The organism is uncultured Roseobacter sp. (assembly GCF_947499265.1).
Lineage (GTDB): Bacteria > Pseudomonadota > Alphaproteobacteria > Rhodobacterales > Rhodobacteraceae > Roseobacter.
On sequence record NZ_CANMNK010000009.1, the window covers coordinates 37,976 to 54,649 of the forward strand.

Consider the following 16,674-nt stretch of genomic DNA (forward strand, 5'->3'; position numbering starts at 1 on the left):
CCCATGCACGTCGTTTTCCGCGAAAGCCATGGGTTGGAGGAGACCGAGACGCCAACGGATCTGGGGCAGAGCCCCGCGGATCTGGTGGTGTTGTCGTTCTCCGACAGTGACCTGGGTGCTTTCGCGGAGGCCTGGCGGCGGGGCGGCGGGCCAGAGGGCAAACTGCCCACGTTGCGGCTCGCCAATCTGGTGGCACTGAAACATCCGCTGTCGGTCGACACCTATGTGGAGCAGACGCTGGCGGGCGCGAAGGGCATCCTGATCCGGCTGATCGGCGGCGTGCCGTACTGGTCTTACGGGCTGCAACAGGTCCGCGCAATGGCCGAGCGCAAGGGTATCGCGCTGGCGGTGCTGCCTGCGGATGGGCGCGTCGACGCAAGGCTCGATGATTTCGCCACGCTGCCGGTCTCGACCCTGCGACGGCTCAGTCACCTCTGTGACACCGGTGGCGTTGTTGCCGCGCAGGCGGCGCTGGCGCAGATGTCACTGGCGGCGGGCCTCTATGCAGGGCCGGTCGCAGGTTCCAAAACGCTGCCGTCTCTTGGCGCCTGGACGCCGGAGCATGGCGTGACCTGTCCTGTTGTGACGCAGGTCGCTGATCCGAAACCGCGCATTCTCATCAGCTTCTACCGCTCTTACCTCGTTTCTGCCGATCTGGCGCCGATCCATGCGCTTTTTGCGGCTTTCCGCGCCCGGGGCTATGACGTCATTGGCCTCTTTGTGCCCTCGCTGAAAGCGCCGCAAGCCTCCGGGTGGCTGCGCCGTCAGGTGGCGCACATGAAACCGGCGGCCATCGTCAACGCCACGGCCTTCAGCGGCAAGGGTGACGATGGCGCATCCCCGTTGGATGTGGGCGATGTACCGGTATTTCAAGTGGCGCTGGCCACCTCGACTCGCGCAGCCTGGGTGGAAGCAGAGCGGGGGTTGTCACCTGCGGATCTGGCCATGCATGTGGTGCTGCCCGAGGTGGACGGTCGGATCATGGGCGGTGTCGCCTCCTTCAAGGAACCGGGCGTGCGCGACCCTGATCTTGAGTATTCCCGCTTTGCCCATGCGCCGGAGCCCGACCGGATCGAGGCGATTGCCGATCGCGTGCACGGCTGGCTGACACTGGCAGCGACACCTGCAGCCGAACGCCGGGTGGCGCTGGTGCTCTCCACCTATCCCGGCAAAGACTGGAACATGGGCCATGCGGTGGGGCTGGATGCGCCCGCCTCGGCGCAGACCATCCTGCAAGACCTCGCACAGGCTGGTTATGACGCGCAGGCGGCGGCTGCAGAGATCACGGGTGAGCTCGTGGCCCGCCACGAAACATGGCCTGTGGCGGATTACATGGCAGCTCTGAGCCAAGTCCCTGATGCGCTGAAAACCGATCTTTTCAACGCCTGGGGCGCGCCAGAAAACGATCCGGATGTCGAGGATGGTGCGTTCCGCTTTGCCGTGACCCATCACGGCAAGGTGTTCGTGGCGCTGCAGCCCGAACGCGGCACGCCGGATCAGCGCGACGATGACTACCACGATCTGTCGCGGGTGCCCCGGCATGCCTATGTGGCGTTTTATCTCTGGCTGCAGGCGCGCGCCGACGCCTTGGTGCACATCGGAGCACATGGGACGTTGGAATGGCTGCCCGGCAAATCGGTTGCACTTTCAGCCACCTGCTGGCCCGAGGCGCTCACCGGGGCGCTGCCGGTCATCTATCCTTTCATCGTCAATGACCCGGGCGAGGCGGCGCAGGCGAAACGGCGGATCGGCGCGATCACCCTCGGTCATGTCCCGCCACCGCTGCGCGAGAGCGGCACGCCCGAGGGCCTGGTGCGGTTGGAGAGCCTGCTGGACGAGTTCTCCAACGCCGATGGGTTGGACCCGCGCCGCCGCGACCGGTTGCAGGATGACATCCGCGCCGAGGCGCAGGCGCTGGGTGTCGAGGACGATCTGGGTCTGGATCGCGCCGGGTGCAGCGCCGAAGCGATCACGCGCATCGACAGGTTTGTCTGCGACATCAAGGAAAGCCAGTTTGGCGACGGTTTGCACATCTGGGGTAGGGCACCGCGTGCCGACACAGCTTTCGATGTCGAACCCTCGATCCAAGCCGAGCAACACGCGCTGCTGGATGCCCTGGACGGGCGACGCATTGCGGCGGGGCCCTCGGGGTCGCCCTATCGCGGTCGCACGGATGTCCTGCCCACGGGCCGCAACCTCTTTACCACCGATCCCCGCGCCGTGCCGACCCGTGCCGCCTATGCGCAGGGCGTGAAGCTGGCCGATGAGCTGGTGCGCCGCCATCTGCAGGATGCGGGGGACTGGCCGCGCGGTCTGATCGTCGATCTTTGGGGGTCGGCAACCATGCGCACGGCGGGCGAGGATTTCGCCATGGCGCTGCATCTGCTGGGCACAAGGCCCGTCTGGGACGCCGGATCAGAGCGCGTGTCCGGCATCGAGGTGCTGCCCATCACCGAATTGGACCGGCCCCGGATCGATGTCACCCTGCGGGTCTCAGGCCTCTTCCGCGATGTCTTCCCCACGCTTTCGGCGCTCTTTGCCCAGGCCGTGCGCGCCCTGGCTGCGCGGGACGAGGCCGCCGATTGGAACCCCTATGTTGGGAGGGGCGATCTGGCGCGCGTCTATGGCCCGGCACCCGGCAGTTTTGGCGTCGGCATGACCGACGCCGCGCAGACCCATACCGAAGCGGGCCGCCGGGCCGCGGGCGAGGCGTGGTTGAAGGCCAGCGCCTGGGCACTGGACGGCGAAACGGCGAAACGGCAGGATCACGGCATCCGCACCCGGGTCGCGCAGGCGGATACATTTGTGCACGCACAGGACCTGCCGGAGACGGACCTGTTGCTGGCCGCCGATTACGCGGCGCATGAGGCCGGATTTGCCGCGGCACAGGCCATCACTGGCGGGCAGGCGGCGCTCTATCATCTGGACAACACCGATCCCAACCGGCCCCGCGCCCGCGCGCTGCCCGAAGAGATCGCGCGGGTGGTTCAGGCGCGCGCCGCCAATCCAGCGTGGATCGCTGGCATGCGCGCCCATGGGTTCCGTGGCGCGGCGGAGATTGCGGCGACGCTGGATCACATGGCGGCCTTTGCGCATCTGGCGGGCGCTGTCTCGCCGCATCTCTTCGATCTCTATCACGATGCAACGCTGGGTCACGTGGATACGGATCAGTTCCTGCAGGACGCCAATCCTGAAGCGCGCGAGGCCATGGTGCACCGCTTTGCAGAACTCCATGCTGCCGGGCTCTGGCAAACACGGCGTAATTCGATCCTCGCCGGGCTAGAGGCGGCGCAATGACCGCCACGCCCGATGTCAAAGGCTGGTGCCCGGGCGCCTACAAACCGATGATGTCGGGGGATGGGCTGATCGTGCGGGTCAGGCCGTTCTTTGCCCGGCTTACCGCGGCCCAGGTGTTAGGTCTGTGCACGCTGGCACAGCGGTATGGCAACGGCTTTCTCGACCTGACCAACCGGGCGAACCTGCAAATTCGGGGGGTTGGCGACGGCGCGCTCGACGCGCTGCTACAGGACCTGGACGATCTTCACCTGCTCGATGAGACACCTGCGCTGGAAAGCCGCCGCAACATCCTGGTGACGCCGTTCTGGTCCGCTGGGGATGAGACGGAAGCGCTTGTGGCCCGCTTGTTGAACTCTCTGGCGCAACTCCCTGATCTGCCTGCAAAGTTTGGATTTTCGGTTGACACCGCTGCCGCGCCATTACTGACGACAGCCTCTGGGGATATCCGGATCGAGCGGAGCGCGGGGGGCATCATCGTACGGGCGGATGGCGCGGATTTGGGTCGGCTAGTGCCTATGGACGCTGTGGTGACGGCTGTTCATGACTTTGCGACCTGGTTTGCCACGCACAAACGGCCCGAGGACCGGCGCATGGCCAGCGTTCTGGCACATACGCAACCGCCTGCGGCATGGCGGCAATCCCCACCGCTTGCCGCCGCAGCTCTGCCAATCCCCGGCGCCCATCAACAGGGTGCGCTTTTTGGGGCTGCCTTCGGGCAGATCGACGCTGTTGCGCTTTCTGAACTCATGCAGGAGACGGGTGCTATTGCCTTGCGCGTCACCCCATGGCGGCTCTTTCTGCTCGAAGGGGCGGATATGGTGCATCATGATGCGTTTGTGACCACGCCCGACGATCCGCTGCTGCAGGTGGATGCCTGCCCGGGCGCGCCGTTCTGCGCCAGCGCCAGCGTCGACACCCGCATCATCGCGCGGGCGCTGGCAGGGGCACAAATCGGCAGCCTGCATGTCTCGGGGTGCGCCAAGGGATGCGCGTGCAAGGGCGCCGCCGACACCACAATTGTTGGCCAGGACGGGCGTTTTGACCTTGTTCGGCGCGGTCATGCATGGGATGCCCCGGAAAAATCAGGGCTATTGCCCCAGGACTTATTGGCGGAATTGACTGGCTCCTCATGACTTATGCTTACGAAACGGACGGCGCTGCGATTTACAAACAATCCTTCGCAACAATACGCGCGGAGGCAAATCTGGCGCGGTTTGCCGAGGATGAAGAGCAGATCGCGGTGCGGATGATCCATGCCGCCGGGCTGGTCGGGCTGGAAGAGCACATTCGGTTTTCGCCGGGGTTTGCCCGGACGGCACGGGCGGCACTGGAAGCCGGAGCGCCGATCCTATGCGACGCGCGAATGGTCAGCGAAGGGGTGACCCGCCCGCGTTTGCCCGCAGAGAACGCGGTGATCTGCACCCTGCAGAACGATGGCGTGCGCGCCCTCGCGGCGGAGATGCAGAATACCCGGTCAGCGGCCGCCCTGGAGCTCTGGCGCCCGCATCTGGCAGGTGCGCTGGTGGCCATTGGCAATGCGCCCACAGCGCTTTTTCATCTGCTGAACATGCTGGAAGACCCTGATTGCCCACGCCCCGCAGCGATCATCGGCTGCCCGGTTGGTTTTGTCGGCGCGGTGGAAAGCAAGGACGCGCTCTGGGCGGATCAACCGGTGCCCTGCTGTATCGTGCAGGGACGCCTGGGCGGCAGCGCCATCACCGTGGCCGCTGTCAATGCCATCGCGAGCCGTGCGGAATGAGCGCTGGGACTCTGCACGGCGTCGGGCTCGGCCCGGGTGATCCGGATCTGATGAGCGTGCGCGCCGACCGGCTGCTGCGCAGCGCTCGCCATGTGGCCTTCTTTCGCAAGGCCGGCAGGTCGGGGCAGGCCAGACGGATTGTGGAAGGCATGCTGCACAAGGATGTCATCGAATTCCCGATGGAATACCCCGTTACCACCGAAATCCCGGTGACCGATCCGAGTTACAACGCGACCCTCTCTGATTTCTACACCACCTGCACCGAGCATCTGCGCACATTGGTCGACAGTGGCGAAGATGTTGTTGTGCTCTGCGAGGGCGATCCTTTCTTTTTCGGTTCGTTCATGCATCTCTATACCCGTCTGAGGGATGTCGTGCCGGTGCAGGTCGTGCCCGCGATCACCGGCATGTCGGGGGCCTGGACGGCGACGGGTCAGCCGATCACCTGGGGCGACGATATCCTCACGGTGCTGATGGGCACCCTGCCGTTGGAGATGCTGGTGGACCGCATGGCGCAAAGCGATGCGATTGTGGTGATGAAGATCGGCCGACATATCGAAAAGGTCAAATCCGCGCTACAACAGGCGGGCAAATTCGAGGATGCCTGGATCATCGAATATGCCAGTATGCCGAACCAGACGGTGCAGAAACTCTCCCAAGCAGGTGAGAAGATCACCCCCTATTTCTCGATCATCGTTGTGCATGGGCAAGGGCGCAGACCGTGAGCGGCTGGCTGGTCATTGCGGGGCTGGGGCCGGGGGATGAAAATCTGGTCACGCCGGAAGTGCGCGCCGCGCTGGATCAGGCCACGGATGTGGTGGGCTACATTCCGTATGTTGCCCGCGTGGCTGCGCGCGACGGGTTGACCCTGCATGCCAGCGACAACCGCGTGGAACTCGACCGCGCGCGCCATGCGTTGGAGATGACGGCGGTGGGGCGGCGCGTTGTGGTGGTCTCCTCGGGCGATCCCGGCGTTTTTGCCATGGCAGCGGCGGTGTTCGAGGCGGTTGAAGCGGGGCCGCAGGACTGGCGTGCGCTGGACATTCGCGTGGCCCCCGGCATCACCGCAATGCTGGCGGCGGCGGCCCATGTGGGCGCGCCTCTGGGCCATGATTTCTGTGCCATCAATCTCAGCGATAACCTCAAACCCTGGGCCTTGATCGAAAAGCGCTTGCGGCTTGCGGCGGAAGCCGATTTTGCCATGGCCTTTTACAATCCGCGGTCCAAATCGCGCCCCGAAGGTTTTGTCAAAACCCTTGAAATCCTCAAGGAGGTCTGTCGTGACGCGCGCCCGGTGATTTTTGCGCGTGCGGTTTCCACGCCGGAGGAAAAGATCACGGTGGTGCCCCTGACCGACGCCCGGCCGGAAATGGCAGATATGCGCACCATGGTGATTGTTGGTGCGTCGAATACCCGGATCATTGCGCGGGACGGCCCCCCGATTGTCTACACGCCCAGATCGGTTGAGGCATGATGCACCCAGTCCAGGACCGCCTGAACAGAATGCACCTCGCGGCGCTCCGGCACCTGCGGGCGGTCAATCATGATGACGGGCAGCCTGAGCGCGCGGGCGGCAAGGATTTTCGCGTAGGCACCAGTGCCACCGGCGTTTTTGGAGACCACAAGCGAGATGTCAAAGGCGCGCATGAGATCCAGATCCCCCTGTGTGTCGAAGGGGCCGCGGTCCACCACGATGTGATGATCGGGGAAGGGCGGCGGCGTTTCCGGCGGATCCACAAGCCGCAGCAGATAGAAATGCTGCGGGTGCGGGGCAAAAGCGGGCAGGTTCATGCGCCCGATGGCCAGCATGACCCGCGTGGCGGGCCGGTCCAGGGCGGCAACGGCGGCGTCAATGCTCTGCACCGAGGTCCATTGGTCACCCTCCTGCGCCATCCAGGGCGCGCGTGTGAGGGCGACCAAGGGCACCCCAACCTCGGCACAGGCGGCAATGGCATTCCGGCTCATCTGCGCGGCAAAGGGGTGCGTGGCATCCACAACATGGGTGATTTTCTCCGCGCGCAGAAAGGACACCAACCCGGCAACACCGCCGAACCCGCCGACACGTTGCGGCAGGGGCTGTCTGACCGGGCGCTTGACCCGACCGGCAAAGGAGATTGTGCCCGCCAGTCCGGCTTCAGCCAGCGCACGACACAGTGCCGTCGCTTCGGCTGTGCCGCCAAGGACAAGCAGGTTTGGCACCATGTCTGAGGCTCCGTGGTTGACCATCATCGGGTTGGGCGAAGATGGCCTCAAAGGGCTGACCGCTGCAAGCCAATCCGCGCTGGATAGCGCAGAAATCGTCATGGGACCGGCGCGGCATCTGGCGCTTCTGGGCGATCTGCCCTGCGAAACTGTCGAATGGCCGGTGCCTTTCGCAGAAGGCGTGCAGCAGTTGTTGTCGCTGCGGGGGCGGCGCGTGGTTGTTCTGGCCTCGGGCGACCCCTTCTGGTTCGGAGCGGGTGCCGTGCTGGCGCGGCATCTGAACCCGCATGAATGGCAAAGCCTGCCAATACCTTCAGTGTTTTCGCTTGTGGCCAATCGTCTGGGCTGGCCGCTTGAGACGACGCTCTGCCTGGGCCTGCACGCGGCTCCTTTGACACGGGTGCGACCACATCTGGCCAAGGGGATGCGCTTGATCGTGCTCTTGCGTGACGGTGCGGCGGTCCGCGACCTCGCTGATTATCTTGATGACGCGGGTTTCGGCGAAACCTCGATGACAGTCTTTGAGGCTTTGGGTGGACCGCGCGAACGGGTGACCGATATGCACGCCAAAGCGCTGCCTGATACCACGTTTCAGCACCCCGTCTGCGTGGCCTGCGACATCCTCGGGGTGGGGGCCGCGATGCCTTTGGCCAGCGGGCGCCCGGACACATGGTTTGACAACGACGGTCAGATCACCAAGCAACCGATCCGCGCCATGACCCTCTCCGCCTTGGCGCCACATCCCTTCGAACACCTGTGGGATATCGGCGGCGGGTCGGGCTCCATCGGCATCGAATGGTTGCTCTGTCACCCGACCTTGCAGGCCACAACGATTGAACCGCGTCCGGATCGCGCGGCGCGCATCACCGCCAATGCGGCCAGCCTTGGGGTGGACCGATTGCGGGTTGTGACTGGCGCGGCACCCGAGGCGCTGGCCGGGCTGGACGCGCCGCAGGCGGTCTTCATCGGCGGCGGGTTGTCTGAAAATCTGCTACACTGGCTGGTGGAAAACCTTGCTGCGGGCACCCGCCTTGTCGCCAACGCCGTGACGCTGGAGACCGAAGCGCTGCTTTTGCAAGAGCAGGAACACCACGGCGGGGAGCTGATGCGTCTGGAACTGTCCCGGTCCGAACCCCTGGGTCCGCGCCGGGGATGGAAGGCCAGCTACCCGATTGTGCAATGGAGCGTGACCCTATGATTGTAGCAGGTTTCGGATTTCGAAAGGATGCGTCCCAGGGCAGCCTGCAAAATGCCTATGACAGCGCCTGCGTTTCGGCGCGGCCTGACGTGCTGGCGGCCCCGGATGACAAGGCGACGGCCAAGGCGTTCCGCCTTTTCGCAGAGGAGGCCGACCTGCCCATCAAGGCGGTGCCCGCCGACATGCTGGAACAGCAGAACACCGTCACGCAATCGCTGAAATCCCTGACAGAGAGGGGCATCGGGTCCGTCGCCGAGGCCTCCGCGCTCGCAGCCGCAGGCCCCGGCGCCAAGCTACTGACGACACGACATATTTCCGCGGACAGGCTGGCAACCTGTGCCCTGGCCATCAGAGAGACATCATGACCGTTCATTTTATTGGCGCCGGTCCCGGCGCGCCCGACCTTCTGACCCTGCGCGGGCGCGATCTGATCGCGTCCTGCCCGGTGTGCCTTTACGCGGGCTCGCTGGTGCCGGAGGCGATCCTGGCGCATTGTCCGCCCGGCGCGGAGATTGTGAATACGGCTTCGATGAGCCTGGAGGAGATCATGGCGGCCATCAAAGCGGCCCATGACCACGGCAGGGACATCGCGCGGCTGCATTCCGGCGATCTGTCGGTCTGGTCGGCGATGGGCGAGCAGATGCGCAGACTACGCGCGGCGGGCATCCCGGTGTCCGTGACGCCGGGGGTGCCGTCCTTTGCCGCCGCTGCCGCCGCACTGGGCGCGGAACTGACGCTGCCGGGGCTGGCGCAATCGGTGGTGCTGACCCGCACACCCGGGCGCGCTTCTTCCATGCCCGAAGGCGAGACTCTGCAGAATTTCGCAGCCACCGGCGCGACAATGGCGATCCATCTGTCCATTCAGAACCTTGACAGCGTAGTGCAAGAGTTGATGCCCGCCTATGGCGGTGACTGCCCCGTTGCCGTGGTCTACCGGGCGAGTTGGCCGGATGAACGCATCATCCGCGGCACCCTGACGGATATCGCGACCCGGGTGGACGAGGGCATCGTGCGTACCGCGTTGATCTTGGTGGGACCTGCGCTTGCGGGTGAAGGGTTTGATGAGAGCTGCCTCTATGCGGCGGATTATGACCGGCGCTACCGACCACAAAGCGCCGAAAGCCCCTGGGCAAGCTGGAGCCATGGCGATGACTGAGATGCCCGGGATCATGATTTCAGCGCCGTCCTCCGGCACCGGCAAGACAACTGTGATGTTGGGGCTGCTGCGCGCGCTGGCAGAGGACGGATTGCAGGTGCAGCCGTTTAAGTCTGGCCCTGACTACATCGACCCGGCCTTTCATCATGCCGCCAGTGGTCGGGCGTCGTTCAACCTCGACAGCTGGGCGATGGGGCCGGATCTGCTGGCGGCGATCTCTCAGCAGGCGCTTGGCGCGGACATCTGCGTCGCCGAAGGATCCATGGGCCTCTATGACGGGGTCGCCACCCGCGGGCAAAGCGGGTTCGGCAGCAGCGCCGAGACTGCGCAGCGCATGGGCTGGCCGGTGGTGCTGATCGTTGACGTCAGTGGGCAGGCGCAATCGGCGGCGGCCACCGCGCTAGGGTTTCAGGCCTATAACCGGCAGGTGCCTTTTGCTGGCGTGATCCTGAATCGTTGCGCATCGCCCCGTCACGAGCGGCTGGCGCGGCTGGGCATGGAAAACGCGGGCGTCAACGTGCTGGGCGTGCTGCCGAGGCGCGGTGATCTGACCCTGCCGGAACGGCACCTCGGGCTCATTCAGGCGGTGGAGCACCCGGATCTGGAGGCCGCCATCGCCGGATACGCGACCTTCCTGCGCGAACATGTGGACATCAGCGCCATTCGGGATGCAGCGAAAGGGCAGTTGCCGGAGCACGCCGGCGCACAGTTGCCGGTACCGCCCGCGCAACGGATCGCCCTGGCGCGGGATGCGGCCTTTTCCTTCACCTATCCGCATGTGCTGGAAGGCTGGCGCCGGGCGGGTGCCGAAATCCTGCCGTTCTCGCCTCTGGCCAATGAGGCCCCTGACGCAACGGCCGATCTGGTCTGGTTGCCCGGTGGCTACCCGGAACTGCACGGGTGTACTTTAGCTGCGGCGGATAACTTCCTGTCTGGCATCAGAAAACACGCGGAAACACGCCCCGTGCATGGGGAATGCGGTGGCTACATGGCCTTGGGCGATACACTGATCGACAAGGAAGGCACGCACCACCGGATGGCGGGCCTGCTCGGCCTGGTGACCAGCTATGAAAAACGCAAATTCCACCTGGGTTACCGCCGCGCGGTGTTGGACGCGCCCTTGCCGGGATATGCACCCGGTGCCGCGCTCAGAGGCCACGAGTTCCACTATTCAACCATACTCGAACAACCGGACGCACCGCTGGCGCAGGTGGCGGATGCGGATGGCAACCCGGTGCCTGAGACAGGATCGTACCGGGGCAATGTCTCCGGCACCTTTTTCCACCTCATCACGGCGGAGGAGGGTGCGTGACCGGTTTCGTCAGCTTCGTGGGCTCCGGCCCCGGCGATCCAGAACTGCTGACCCTCAAGGCGGTCGACCGGTTGAAGCGCGCGGATGCGGTGCTTTTTGACGATCTCTCCTCTGGGCCGATCCTGAGCCATGCACGATCGGGTGCCGATCTGGTGGGTGTGGGCAAACGCGCGGGCAGGCCATCGCCCAAGCAGCATCACGTCAGCCGGTTGCTGGTGGAATATGCACAGATGGATCAACGCGTGGTGCGGCTGAAATCCGGGGACAGCGGCCTTTTTGGCCGTCTCGAAGAGGAGCTGGTGGCGCTGCGAGAGGCAAATATCCCCTATGAGATCATCCCCGGCATCCCCTCCGCCTGCGCTGCCGCGGCGGCGGCAGGCATTCCGCTGACCCGGCGGCTGACGGCCCGCCGCGTGCAGTTTGTCACCGGCCATGACGTGTCGGGGCAATTGCCTGAGGATCTTGACCTCGAAGCCCTGGCAGACCCGTCAGCCTCCACCGTGGTCTTCATGGGCAAGCGGACCTTCCCACGGCTGCTTGAGGCGCTGACCCGGAAAGGGCTGCCAAAAGACACGCCCGCTATTCTCGCGGAAAGCGTCAGCGGTCCGGATCAGCAGATCACCCGATCCACCGTGTCGGAACTGGCCGAACAACTGGCGCAGGACGTCGGCGAAAAACCGGCTTTGATCCTCTATGGGCCGTTTGCTGAGAGTTGAAAGTCGCTTTTTTGTTGTTCGGACCGGAGCATCAGCGATAGGACTAGAAATACGGTGCCACATTCTGTGGCTGAAAAGGGAATTGGGTGAAAGGCCCGAACTGCCCCCGCAACTGTAAGCGGCGAGCGCAACGGAAAGACCCACTGGCCGCAAGGCCGGGAAGGACCCGCGCGCCGTGACCCGCAAGTCAGGAGACCTGCCGTACCAACCCACAACCCGTTTGCAAACGGATCAGACGCTGCCGGAGGGGCAGCACAGAAAGGACAAAAACATGCATATCGAACCCGGGATCGTAGATGGTGCCAAAATGGCCTTCGCCTATGCCACCGCAGCAGGTGCGGCGGGCTATACCGCCAAGCTCGCGCTGAAGGATCTGAACGACCACACCATCGGATCCTTTGCCGTGCGCACGGCACTGGCAACCATTGGGACGTTCATCTTCTTTGAGGTGCTGCCGCACTTCCCCGTGGGCGTCTCTGAAGTGCACTTCATTCTGGGCACCACGCTGTTTTTGCTGATGGGCGCCGCACCTGCCGCCTTGGGTCTTGCGCTTGGTCTGCTGGTGCAGGGCACCTTCTTCGCGCCAAGCGATCTGCCAATGTTCTTTGTGAATGTGACCACCTTGCTGGTACCGCTCTTTGCGATCTCGGCGCTGGCGCAGAGGTTCATTCCCGAGCATAAAGCCTACGTTGATCTGGCCTATGCGGACGTCTTCAAACTGTCCGCGATGTATCAGGGTGGTGTCGTGGCATGGGTCGCATTCTGGGCCTTCTATGGTCAGGGTGTCGGCGCCGAGACGTTACAGTCGGTCCTGACCTTCGGGGCGGCCTATATGCTGGTTGTGATCATCGAACCGATTGCCGACCTTGCGGTATTGGCAGGGGCCAAGGCCATGCGCGCGAACAAGGCCACAGGTCTCTTTACCCAGCGCCTCTTCAACGCGGCGTAAATCGCTGCTAGACAACCGTCCCGGATCCCTGCCGTGGGGTCCGGGATTTTTTGTGAGGGTTGCACAGTGATCGACACGCTCTGGCTTATCGGGATCGGCACTGGATCCACCGATCATGTGACCGGGCAGGGGATGGCGGCGCTGCGCGACGCGGCGGTCATTCTGGTGCCGCATAAGGGCGCGGGCAAAGACGATCTGGCAACCCTACGGCACCGGATCATCGACGTCAGCGGGTCGCAGGCCGAGATCATTCCCTTTGACTACCCGGTGCGGGACCCGGACCTGCCTTATGCAGAACGTGTGGCGCGCTGGCACGACGAGATCGCCCGGCGCTGGCAGGCCGCTGTGGCAGGAACCAACATCAAAGGGCCGGTGGCGCTGCTGGTCTGGGGCGATCCCTCGCTCTACGACAGCACCATCCGCATTGCGCAGCGCCTGGATCCCAAGCCCGATATCCGCGTGGTGCCGGGCATCACCGCCATTCAGGCGCTAACCGCGGCCCATGCGCTGCCGCTCAACACGGTGAACGGCCCCGTTCTGATCACCACCGGGCGGCGTCTGCGCGATCAGGGCTGGCCCGAGGGCGCCGAGCGGGTGGTGGTGATGCTGGATGGCGAGGCCAGTTTCCAAACGCTGGACCGTAGCGATCTGCATATCTGGTGGGGCGCCTATCTGGGCATGCCGGAGCAAATCCTGGATCAGGGCAGGCTCGCTGATGTGGCGGAACGCATCGTGACAACGCGGGCCGAGGCACGCGCGCGCCATGGCTGGATCATGGACACCTATTTGCTCAGCACCTGCAACTGAGCCGGTCGCGGCGCTACTTCTTTGCGGCCGCCGCAGCCTGCTGTTCCGCGATATGCTGGTCCACCGCACTTGAGGCCGCTGCCTGAACCGCGGCTTTTTCATTCTCTTCAAGGCTTTCAATGTCTTCCATGCCCGGGATTTCGACCCGCACCTCACGCCGCGCAAATTCGATCCCATTGGCTTTGAACTCGTTGCGCACACGGTTGTAGATTTCCTTGCGGATGGTGAATTGCGTGCCCGGCTTGGCCATGAATTTGCCGCGCATCACGATGCCCACATCGTCAAACTGGAAGACGCCCTGGCTTTTGAAGGGTTCCAGGAAATCATCCTTGAAGAGCGGATCCTCCAGCATCTCCGCGCCGATCTTCTTGAAGATCTTTTTGACCCGGTTGGGATCGGTATCAAAGGGCACGGTGAACATCAGTTTCATGATCACCCAGTCGCGGCTGAAATTGGTGACCTTTTCGACGCTGCCATAGGGAATGGTGTGCACATTGCCGCGGTGATGGCGCAGCTGCATCGAGCGGATGGAGATTTTTTCCACCGACCCCATGGTGCCGCCGACATCGACATATTCACCCACCCGGAACGCGTCATCCACCAGAAAGAAGATGCCCGAGACGATGTCGGTGACCAGCTTTTGCGCGCCGAACCCGATGGCCAGCCCCAGAATACCGGCCCCGGCGAGCAGCGGGGTGATGTCGATGCCCAGGCTGCCCACCGCCAGCAGGCCAAAGATCGTGGCAATCGCCGCTTGTGCGGCCATCAGCACCAGCGGCAGGACCGTGGCCAGACGTGATCCACCGGCACCGCCGCCTTCGCCGGCTTCTTGATCCGAGGTGACTTCGGAGGTGATTTCACGCGTCAGGCGCCGATTGATCCACAAGGACACCAATTCGTAAACGACGTAGCCAAAGGCCGCGACCACGATGAATTCGATGATATTGCCCGCAATGGCCGAGCCGCCGTCGGACGCGCCGACATCGGAGAGGTTGATGTTCCAGGCATTGGCAATGATCAGCACGATGGACCCCAGCGCCAGCACCCGGCCGATGCGGATCAGGCTGCGTTTATTGGACTTATAGGCCTGTTCCGCAATCGGTCCTTCGCCAATCATCGGGGGCTGCAAATGGCGCACCAGACCGCGGATCGCGGTGTCGATCAGCGGTGTCATCAGCAGCCAGAACATGGTTTTGAGGTGTGGCGCGGTGATGAGCAGGCCGAAATACCCATAGCCCGCGACGATGTTCGCAATGATCCAGGTGACCGCCGAGGCGCAGATGGCGAAGATCGGATAGGCATGGGCCACCTGCGCGTCAAACGCGGTGCGGTCCGGGTCGGTGCCTAGCATCATCTTTGTCAGCCCTTCCTTGCCGTACCAGGCGATGGCGATGATGTAGAGGTGCAGGGCGAGGCTAAACCAGAAACCGATCCGAGTTTCAGAAAGCGGCACGCCAAACCGGATATTGAACCCCATCAGGAAAAAGCCGAAGCCCACCACCAGCGCCAGTGTCACAAAGTGCCGGTGGAAGAAGGCCGCCCGGGCATCGTCGATGCTGACCAAGCGATAGTCGGGTTGTTTCGGGGCCAGCGCAAAGCGCGAGAGGGCGGCGGCAAAGCGCGGGATCATGATCATGTTGAGCACGGCTGGCGCGGCAATCGCGATCTGATCCAGCGTCAGCAGGAATTGCCCGACCGTGCGGGTGACGACGTAGAACACAACAAGACCCAAGATTTCGCGCCAAAGCCTGCGCACCAGAAACCCCATTGTACTGCGCAGCGACGCACTGTCGGGCGTCCCCAGCCCCTGGTCGCGCCGTTTGCAGATGGCCAGCACCACGCGTTCCGCGGCGTAGCCCGCCGCCAGTGCAATCACCGTCAGGCCAATCAGCATGAAAATCCCTGTGATGCCAAACGCCGTGGCAAAATTCGAGAAAGCCTCGCCCTGTTTGACAAAGAGCGTGGGCAGCAAACCGACCGCATCCAGAACCGGCGTGTAAAATGCCTCCCAGGTGTCGGTCAGCCGTTCACTGAAGGTCAACTGTGCCGCGTTCTCCGCAGCTTCTGTCTGCGCAACCGCGTCGAGCCGCTCCAACAGCATCTGTCGCACTTGATCATCCGACATCTGCGCCACCATTTCCCGCACCGCTTCGGGGCTGGTGAGTTCTACCGGCTCCGCGGTTTCTGCGGCCGATGAGGACGTGGGCAATGCAACCTGAGCCTGCACGGTTGTCGCGACAAGACAGTTGATCAACAGGGTAAGTAGAAGTGCGATTGCGTGTCTCATGGTCATGTCCCCGGTGTAATCTTTTCACTTTGAAAGCGTTTTTATGGTCGGTTTTCAGTGCACTGGGCGTAAAATTCCAATGCAGGAGTGGTTCAATGGTGTCGTTTGCGGGGGCCAGAAAAAATACGGCACGGGCCCTCTTTCAAATCAGAGCCTTACGACGTTTTTAAAAATACACAAGTTTTCTCTCGCTCAGGTAGATCGCCAGCCGGGCTTGGCGGGTCATTACGATTGGCTTATTCGGATATTGCGGTCTCAGCGGGATCGTTTGGCCGGAGATGACGCAGGATCGAGCACTCGGGAAAGCCATAGCCCCAGCGCCAGGGTAGGCCGGAGCAGGGGCCGCCGCCCAACCGAACCGCCAGGTACATCCCCTGAGCGATCCCCTTGTAGGTGTAGTCAATCGTCTCCACGCTTAGACCATAGCGCACCGCCAGGGTATCGCGGTCCTGCGCGCCTTGTGACAAGATGCAGGCACGCAGCTCTTCATCTGCCCTCAGGCGCGCATCATAGCTCTGCCCGGCTTCTGTCGCGCCATTCGCGGAATGATAGAGCCGGTCGTGGGCCACGCAGCAAGCCTCCCAGGGTGGCTTTTCGCCCTGATTTTCGGCCCAGGCCGGGAATTGCGCCGCAGTGGCCGTCCAGATATCCGACATCCCGCCGCTGCAGCCGTCGCTGACAAAGGGGGTCAGTTTGGCCTCCGCACGATGGGCCATCAGCGTGCGATGCGCTGGCAATTCCGCTGTCTCGCCAAAACCAGAGAGGGACTGCGCGTTGGCAGGCTGCAAAATAATACTCACAAGCATCGCGGCCCAAATGCGCGCAGATTTCATCTAGCCACTCCCTCATCGTCCAGATCAGCGTAAATTGTCCCGCGTTGGCGTCTGTGCTGATCAAACCCGACCCTACCGGTTGGCATCATCTTTGTCGTCCGCATTTCGCCTTGGCGTGTCACCTTATGAAAGGGGAAAATAGGGCAGGGATGACACGG

Annotated in this window: 15 protein-coding genes and 1 riboswitch; of the genes, 12 read left to right on the plus strand and 3 right to left on the minus strand. The window is 63.6% G+C overall.

Translation table 11 applies throughout. The annotated features are described in order from the left end of the window. Positions 1-3 precede the first annotated feature (3 nt). From cobN to cobJ, 5 genes are read left to right on the plus strand one after another with little or no spacing between them, the layout of a single operon-like run. Complete coding sequence (gene cobN / locus Q1A63_RS21805; RefSeq protein ID WP_299632477.1) at positions 4-3,297, plus strand: cobaltochelatase subunit CobN; 3,294 nt, start codon at positions 4-6, stop codon at positions 3,295-3,297. Continuing rightward, entirely contained in the window at positions 3,294-4,430 is a 1,137-nt protein-coding gene (locus Q1A63_RS21810) for a cobalamin biosynthesis protein CobG (protein WP_298975235.1), read from the plus strand. The genes cobN and Q1A63_RS21810 overlap by 4 nt, the downstream gene beginning before the upstream one ends. Continuing rightward, the gene (locus Q1A63_RS21815; protein WP_298975233.1) at positions 4,427-5,056 is read left to right on the plus strand and encodes a precorrin-8X methylmutase; all 630 of its coding nucleotides are present in this window, start codon (positions 4,427-4,429) and stop codon (positions 5,054-5,056) included. Before Q1A63_RS21810 ends, Q1A63_RS21815 begins: the two co-directional genes overlap by 4 nt. Beyond that, positions 5,053-5,781, plus strand: coding sequence for a precorrin-2 C(20)-methyltransferase (gene cobI, locus Q1A63_RS21820; RefSeq protein ID WP_298975231.1), 729 nt, complete (start codon positions 5,053-5,055; stop codon positions 5,779-5,781). Before Q1A63_RS21815 ends, cobI begins: the two co-directional genes overlap by 4 nt. Further along, on the plus strand, positions 5,778-6,530 hold the full coding sequence (gene cobJ / locus Q1A63_RS21825; RefSeq protein ID WP_298975229.1) for a precorrin-3B C(17)-methyltransferase: 753 nt from the start codon (positions 5,778-5,780) through the stop codon (positions 6,528-6,530). The genes cobI and cobJ overlap by 4 nt, the downstream gene beginning before the upstream one ends. Here cobJ and Q1A63_RS21830 read toward each other — a convergent pair. Beyond that, complete coding sequence (locus tag Q1A63_RS21830) at positions 6,503-7,258, minus strand: cobalt-precorrin-6A reductase (RefSeq protein WP_298975227.1); 756 nt, start codon at positions 7,256-7,258, stop codon at positions 6,503-6,505. The genes cobJ and Q1A63_RS21830 overlap by 28 nt on opposite strands. On the opposite strand from Q1A63_RS21830, the gene cbiE reads away from it, so the two are divergent. From cbiE to cobF, 7 genes are all read left to right on the plus strand, one after another. Beyond that, positions 7,257-8,456: a precorrin-6y C5,15-methyltransferase (decarboxylating) subunit CbiE gene (gene cbiE, locus Q1A63_RS21835; protein WP_298975225.1), complete on the plus strand. Its 1,200-nt coding sequence runs from the start codon at positions 7,257-7,259 to the stop codon at positions 8,454-8,456. The genes Q1A63_RS21830 and cbiE overlap by 2 nt on opposite strands. After that, the gene (locus tag Q1A63_RS21840) at positions 8,438-8,821 is read left to right on the plus strand and encodes a cobalamin biosynthesis protein (protein ID WP_299632478.1); all 384 of its coding nucleotides are present in this window, start codon (positions 8,438-8,440) and stop codon (positions 8,819-8,821) included. The genes cbiE and Q1A63_RS21840 overlap by 19 nt, the downstream gene beginning before the upstream one ends. Next, positions 8,818-9,612, plus strand: a complete 795-nt coding sequence (gene cobM, locus Q1A63_RS21845) for a precorrin-4 C(11)-methyltransferase (protein ID WP_298975221.1) — start codon at positions 8,818-8,820, stop codon at positions 9,610-9,612. Before Q1A63_RS21840 ends, cobM begins: the two co-directional genes overlap by 4 nt. Continuing rightward, positions 9,605-10,924 (plus strand): cobyrinate a,c-diamide synthase, encoded by a 1,320-nt coding sequence (locus tag Q1A63_RS21850; RefSeq protein ID WP_298975218.1) that lies wholly within the window; start codon positions 9,605-9,607, stop codon positions 10,922-10,924. The genes cobM and Q1A63_RS21850 overlap by 8 nt, the downstream gene beginning before the upstream one ends. Next, positions 10,921-11,640 (plus strand): uroporphyrinogen-III C-methyltransferase, encoded by a 720-nt coding sequence (gene cobA, locus Q1A63_RS21855; RefSeq protein ID WP_298975216.1) that lies wholly within the window; start codon positions 10,921-10,923, stop codon positions 11,638-11,640. Before Q1A63_RS21850 ends, cobA begins: the two co-directional genes overlap by 4 nt. 35 nt (positions 11,641-11,675) lie before the next feature. Further along, a riboswitch (cobalamin riboswitch) is annotated at positions 11,676-11,859 on the plus strand. A gap of 52 nt (positions 11,860-11,911) precedes the next feature. Continuing rightward, positions 11,912-12,589: an energy-coupling factor ABC transporter permease gene (locus Q1A63_RS21860; RefSeq protein WP_298975214.1), complete on the plus strand. Its 678-nt coding sequence runs from the start codon at positions 11,912-11,914 to the stop codon at positions 12,587-12,589. 66 nt (positions 12,590-12,655) lie between these two features. Continuing rightward, entirely contained in the window at positions 12,656-13,396 is a 741-nt protein-coding gene (gene cobF / locus Q1A63_RS21865) for a precorrin-6A synthase (deacetylating) (protein WP_299632479.1), read from the plus strand. A 13-nt stretch (positions 13,397-13,409) separates the two neighbouring features. Here cobF and Q1A63_RS21870 read toward each other — a convergent pair whose 3' ends face one another. After that, positions 13,410-15,683: a mechanosensitive ion channel family protein gene (locus Q1A63_RS21870; RefSeq protein ID WP_298975211.1), complete on the minus strand. Its 2,274-nt coding sequence runs from the start codon at positions 15,681-15,683 to the stop codon at positions 13,410-13,412. 236 nt (positions 15,684-15,919) lie between these two features. Further along, positions 15,920-16,516: a hypothetical protein gene (locus Q1A63_RS21875; RefSeq protein ID WP_298975209.1), complete on the minus strand. Its 597-nt coding sequence runs from the start codon at positions 16,514-16,516 to the stop codon at positions 15,920-15,922. Between the last annotated feature and the right edge of the window lie 158 nt (positions 16,517-16,674).

Coding starts and splice junctions, on each gene's coding strand:
- cobN (WP_299632477.1), top strand. CDS start 4: ATGCACGTCGTTTTCCGCGAAAGCCATGGGTTGGAGGAGACCGAGACG.
- Q1A63_RS21810 (WP_298975235.1), top strand. CDS start 3,294: ATGACCGCCACGCCCGATGTCAAAGGCTGGTGCCCGGGCGCCTACAAA.
- Q1A63_RS21815 (WP_298975233.1), top strand. CDS start 4,427: ATGACTTATGCTTACGAAACGGACGGCGCTGCGATTTACAAACAATCC.
- cobI (WP_298975231.1), top strand. CDS start 5,053: ATGAGCGCTGGGACTCTGCACGGCGTCGGGCTCGGCCCGGGTGATCCG.
- cbiE (WP_298975225.1), top strand. CDS start 7,257: ATGTCTGAGGCTCCGTGGTTGACCATCATCGGGTTGGGCGAAGATGGC.
- Q1A63_RS21830 (WP_298975227.1), bottom strand. CDS start 7,258: ATGGTGCCAAACCTGCTTGTCCTTGGCGGCACAGCCGAAGCGACGGCA.
- Q1A63_RS21840 (WP_299632478.1), top strand. CDS start 8,438: ATGGAGCGTGACCCTATGATTGTAGCAGGTTTCGGATTTCGAAAGGAT.
- cobM (WP_298975221.1), top strand. CDS start 8,818: ATGACCGTTCATTTTATTGGCGCCGGTCCCGGCGCGCCCGACCTTCTG.
- Q1A63_RS21850 (WP_298975218.1), top strand. CDS start 9,605: ATGACTGAGATGCCCGGGATCATGATTTCAGCGCCGTCCTCCGGCACC.
- Q1A63_RS21860 (WP_298975214.1), top strand. CDS start 11,912: ATGCATATCGAACCCGGGATCGTAGATGGTGCCAAAATGGCCTTCGCC.
- Q1A63_RS21870 (WP_298975211.1), bottom strand. CDS start 15,683: ATGAGACACGCAATCGCACTTCTACTTACCCTGTTGATCAACTGTCTT.
- Q1A63_RS21875 (WP_298975209.1), bottom strand. CDS start 16,516: ATGAAATCTGCGCGCATTTGGGCCGCGATGCTTGTGAGTATTATTTTG.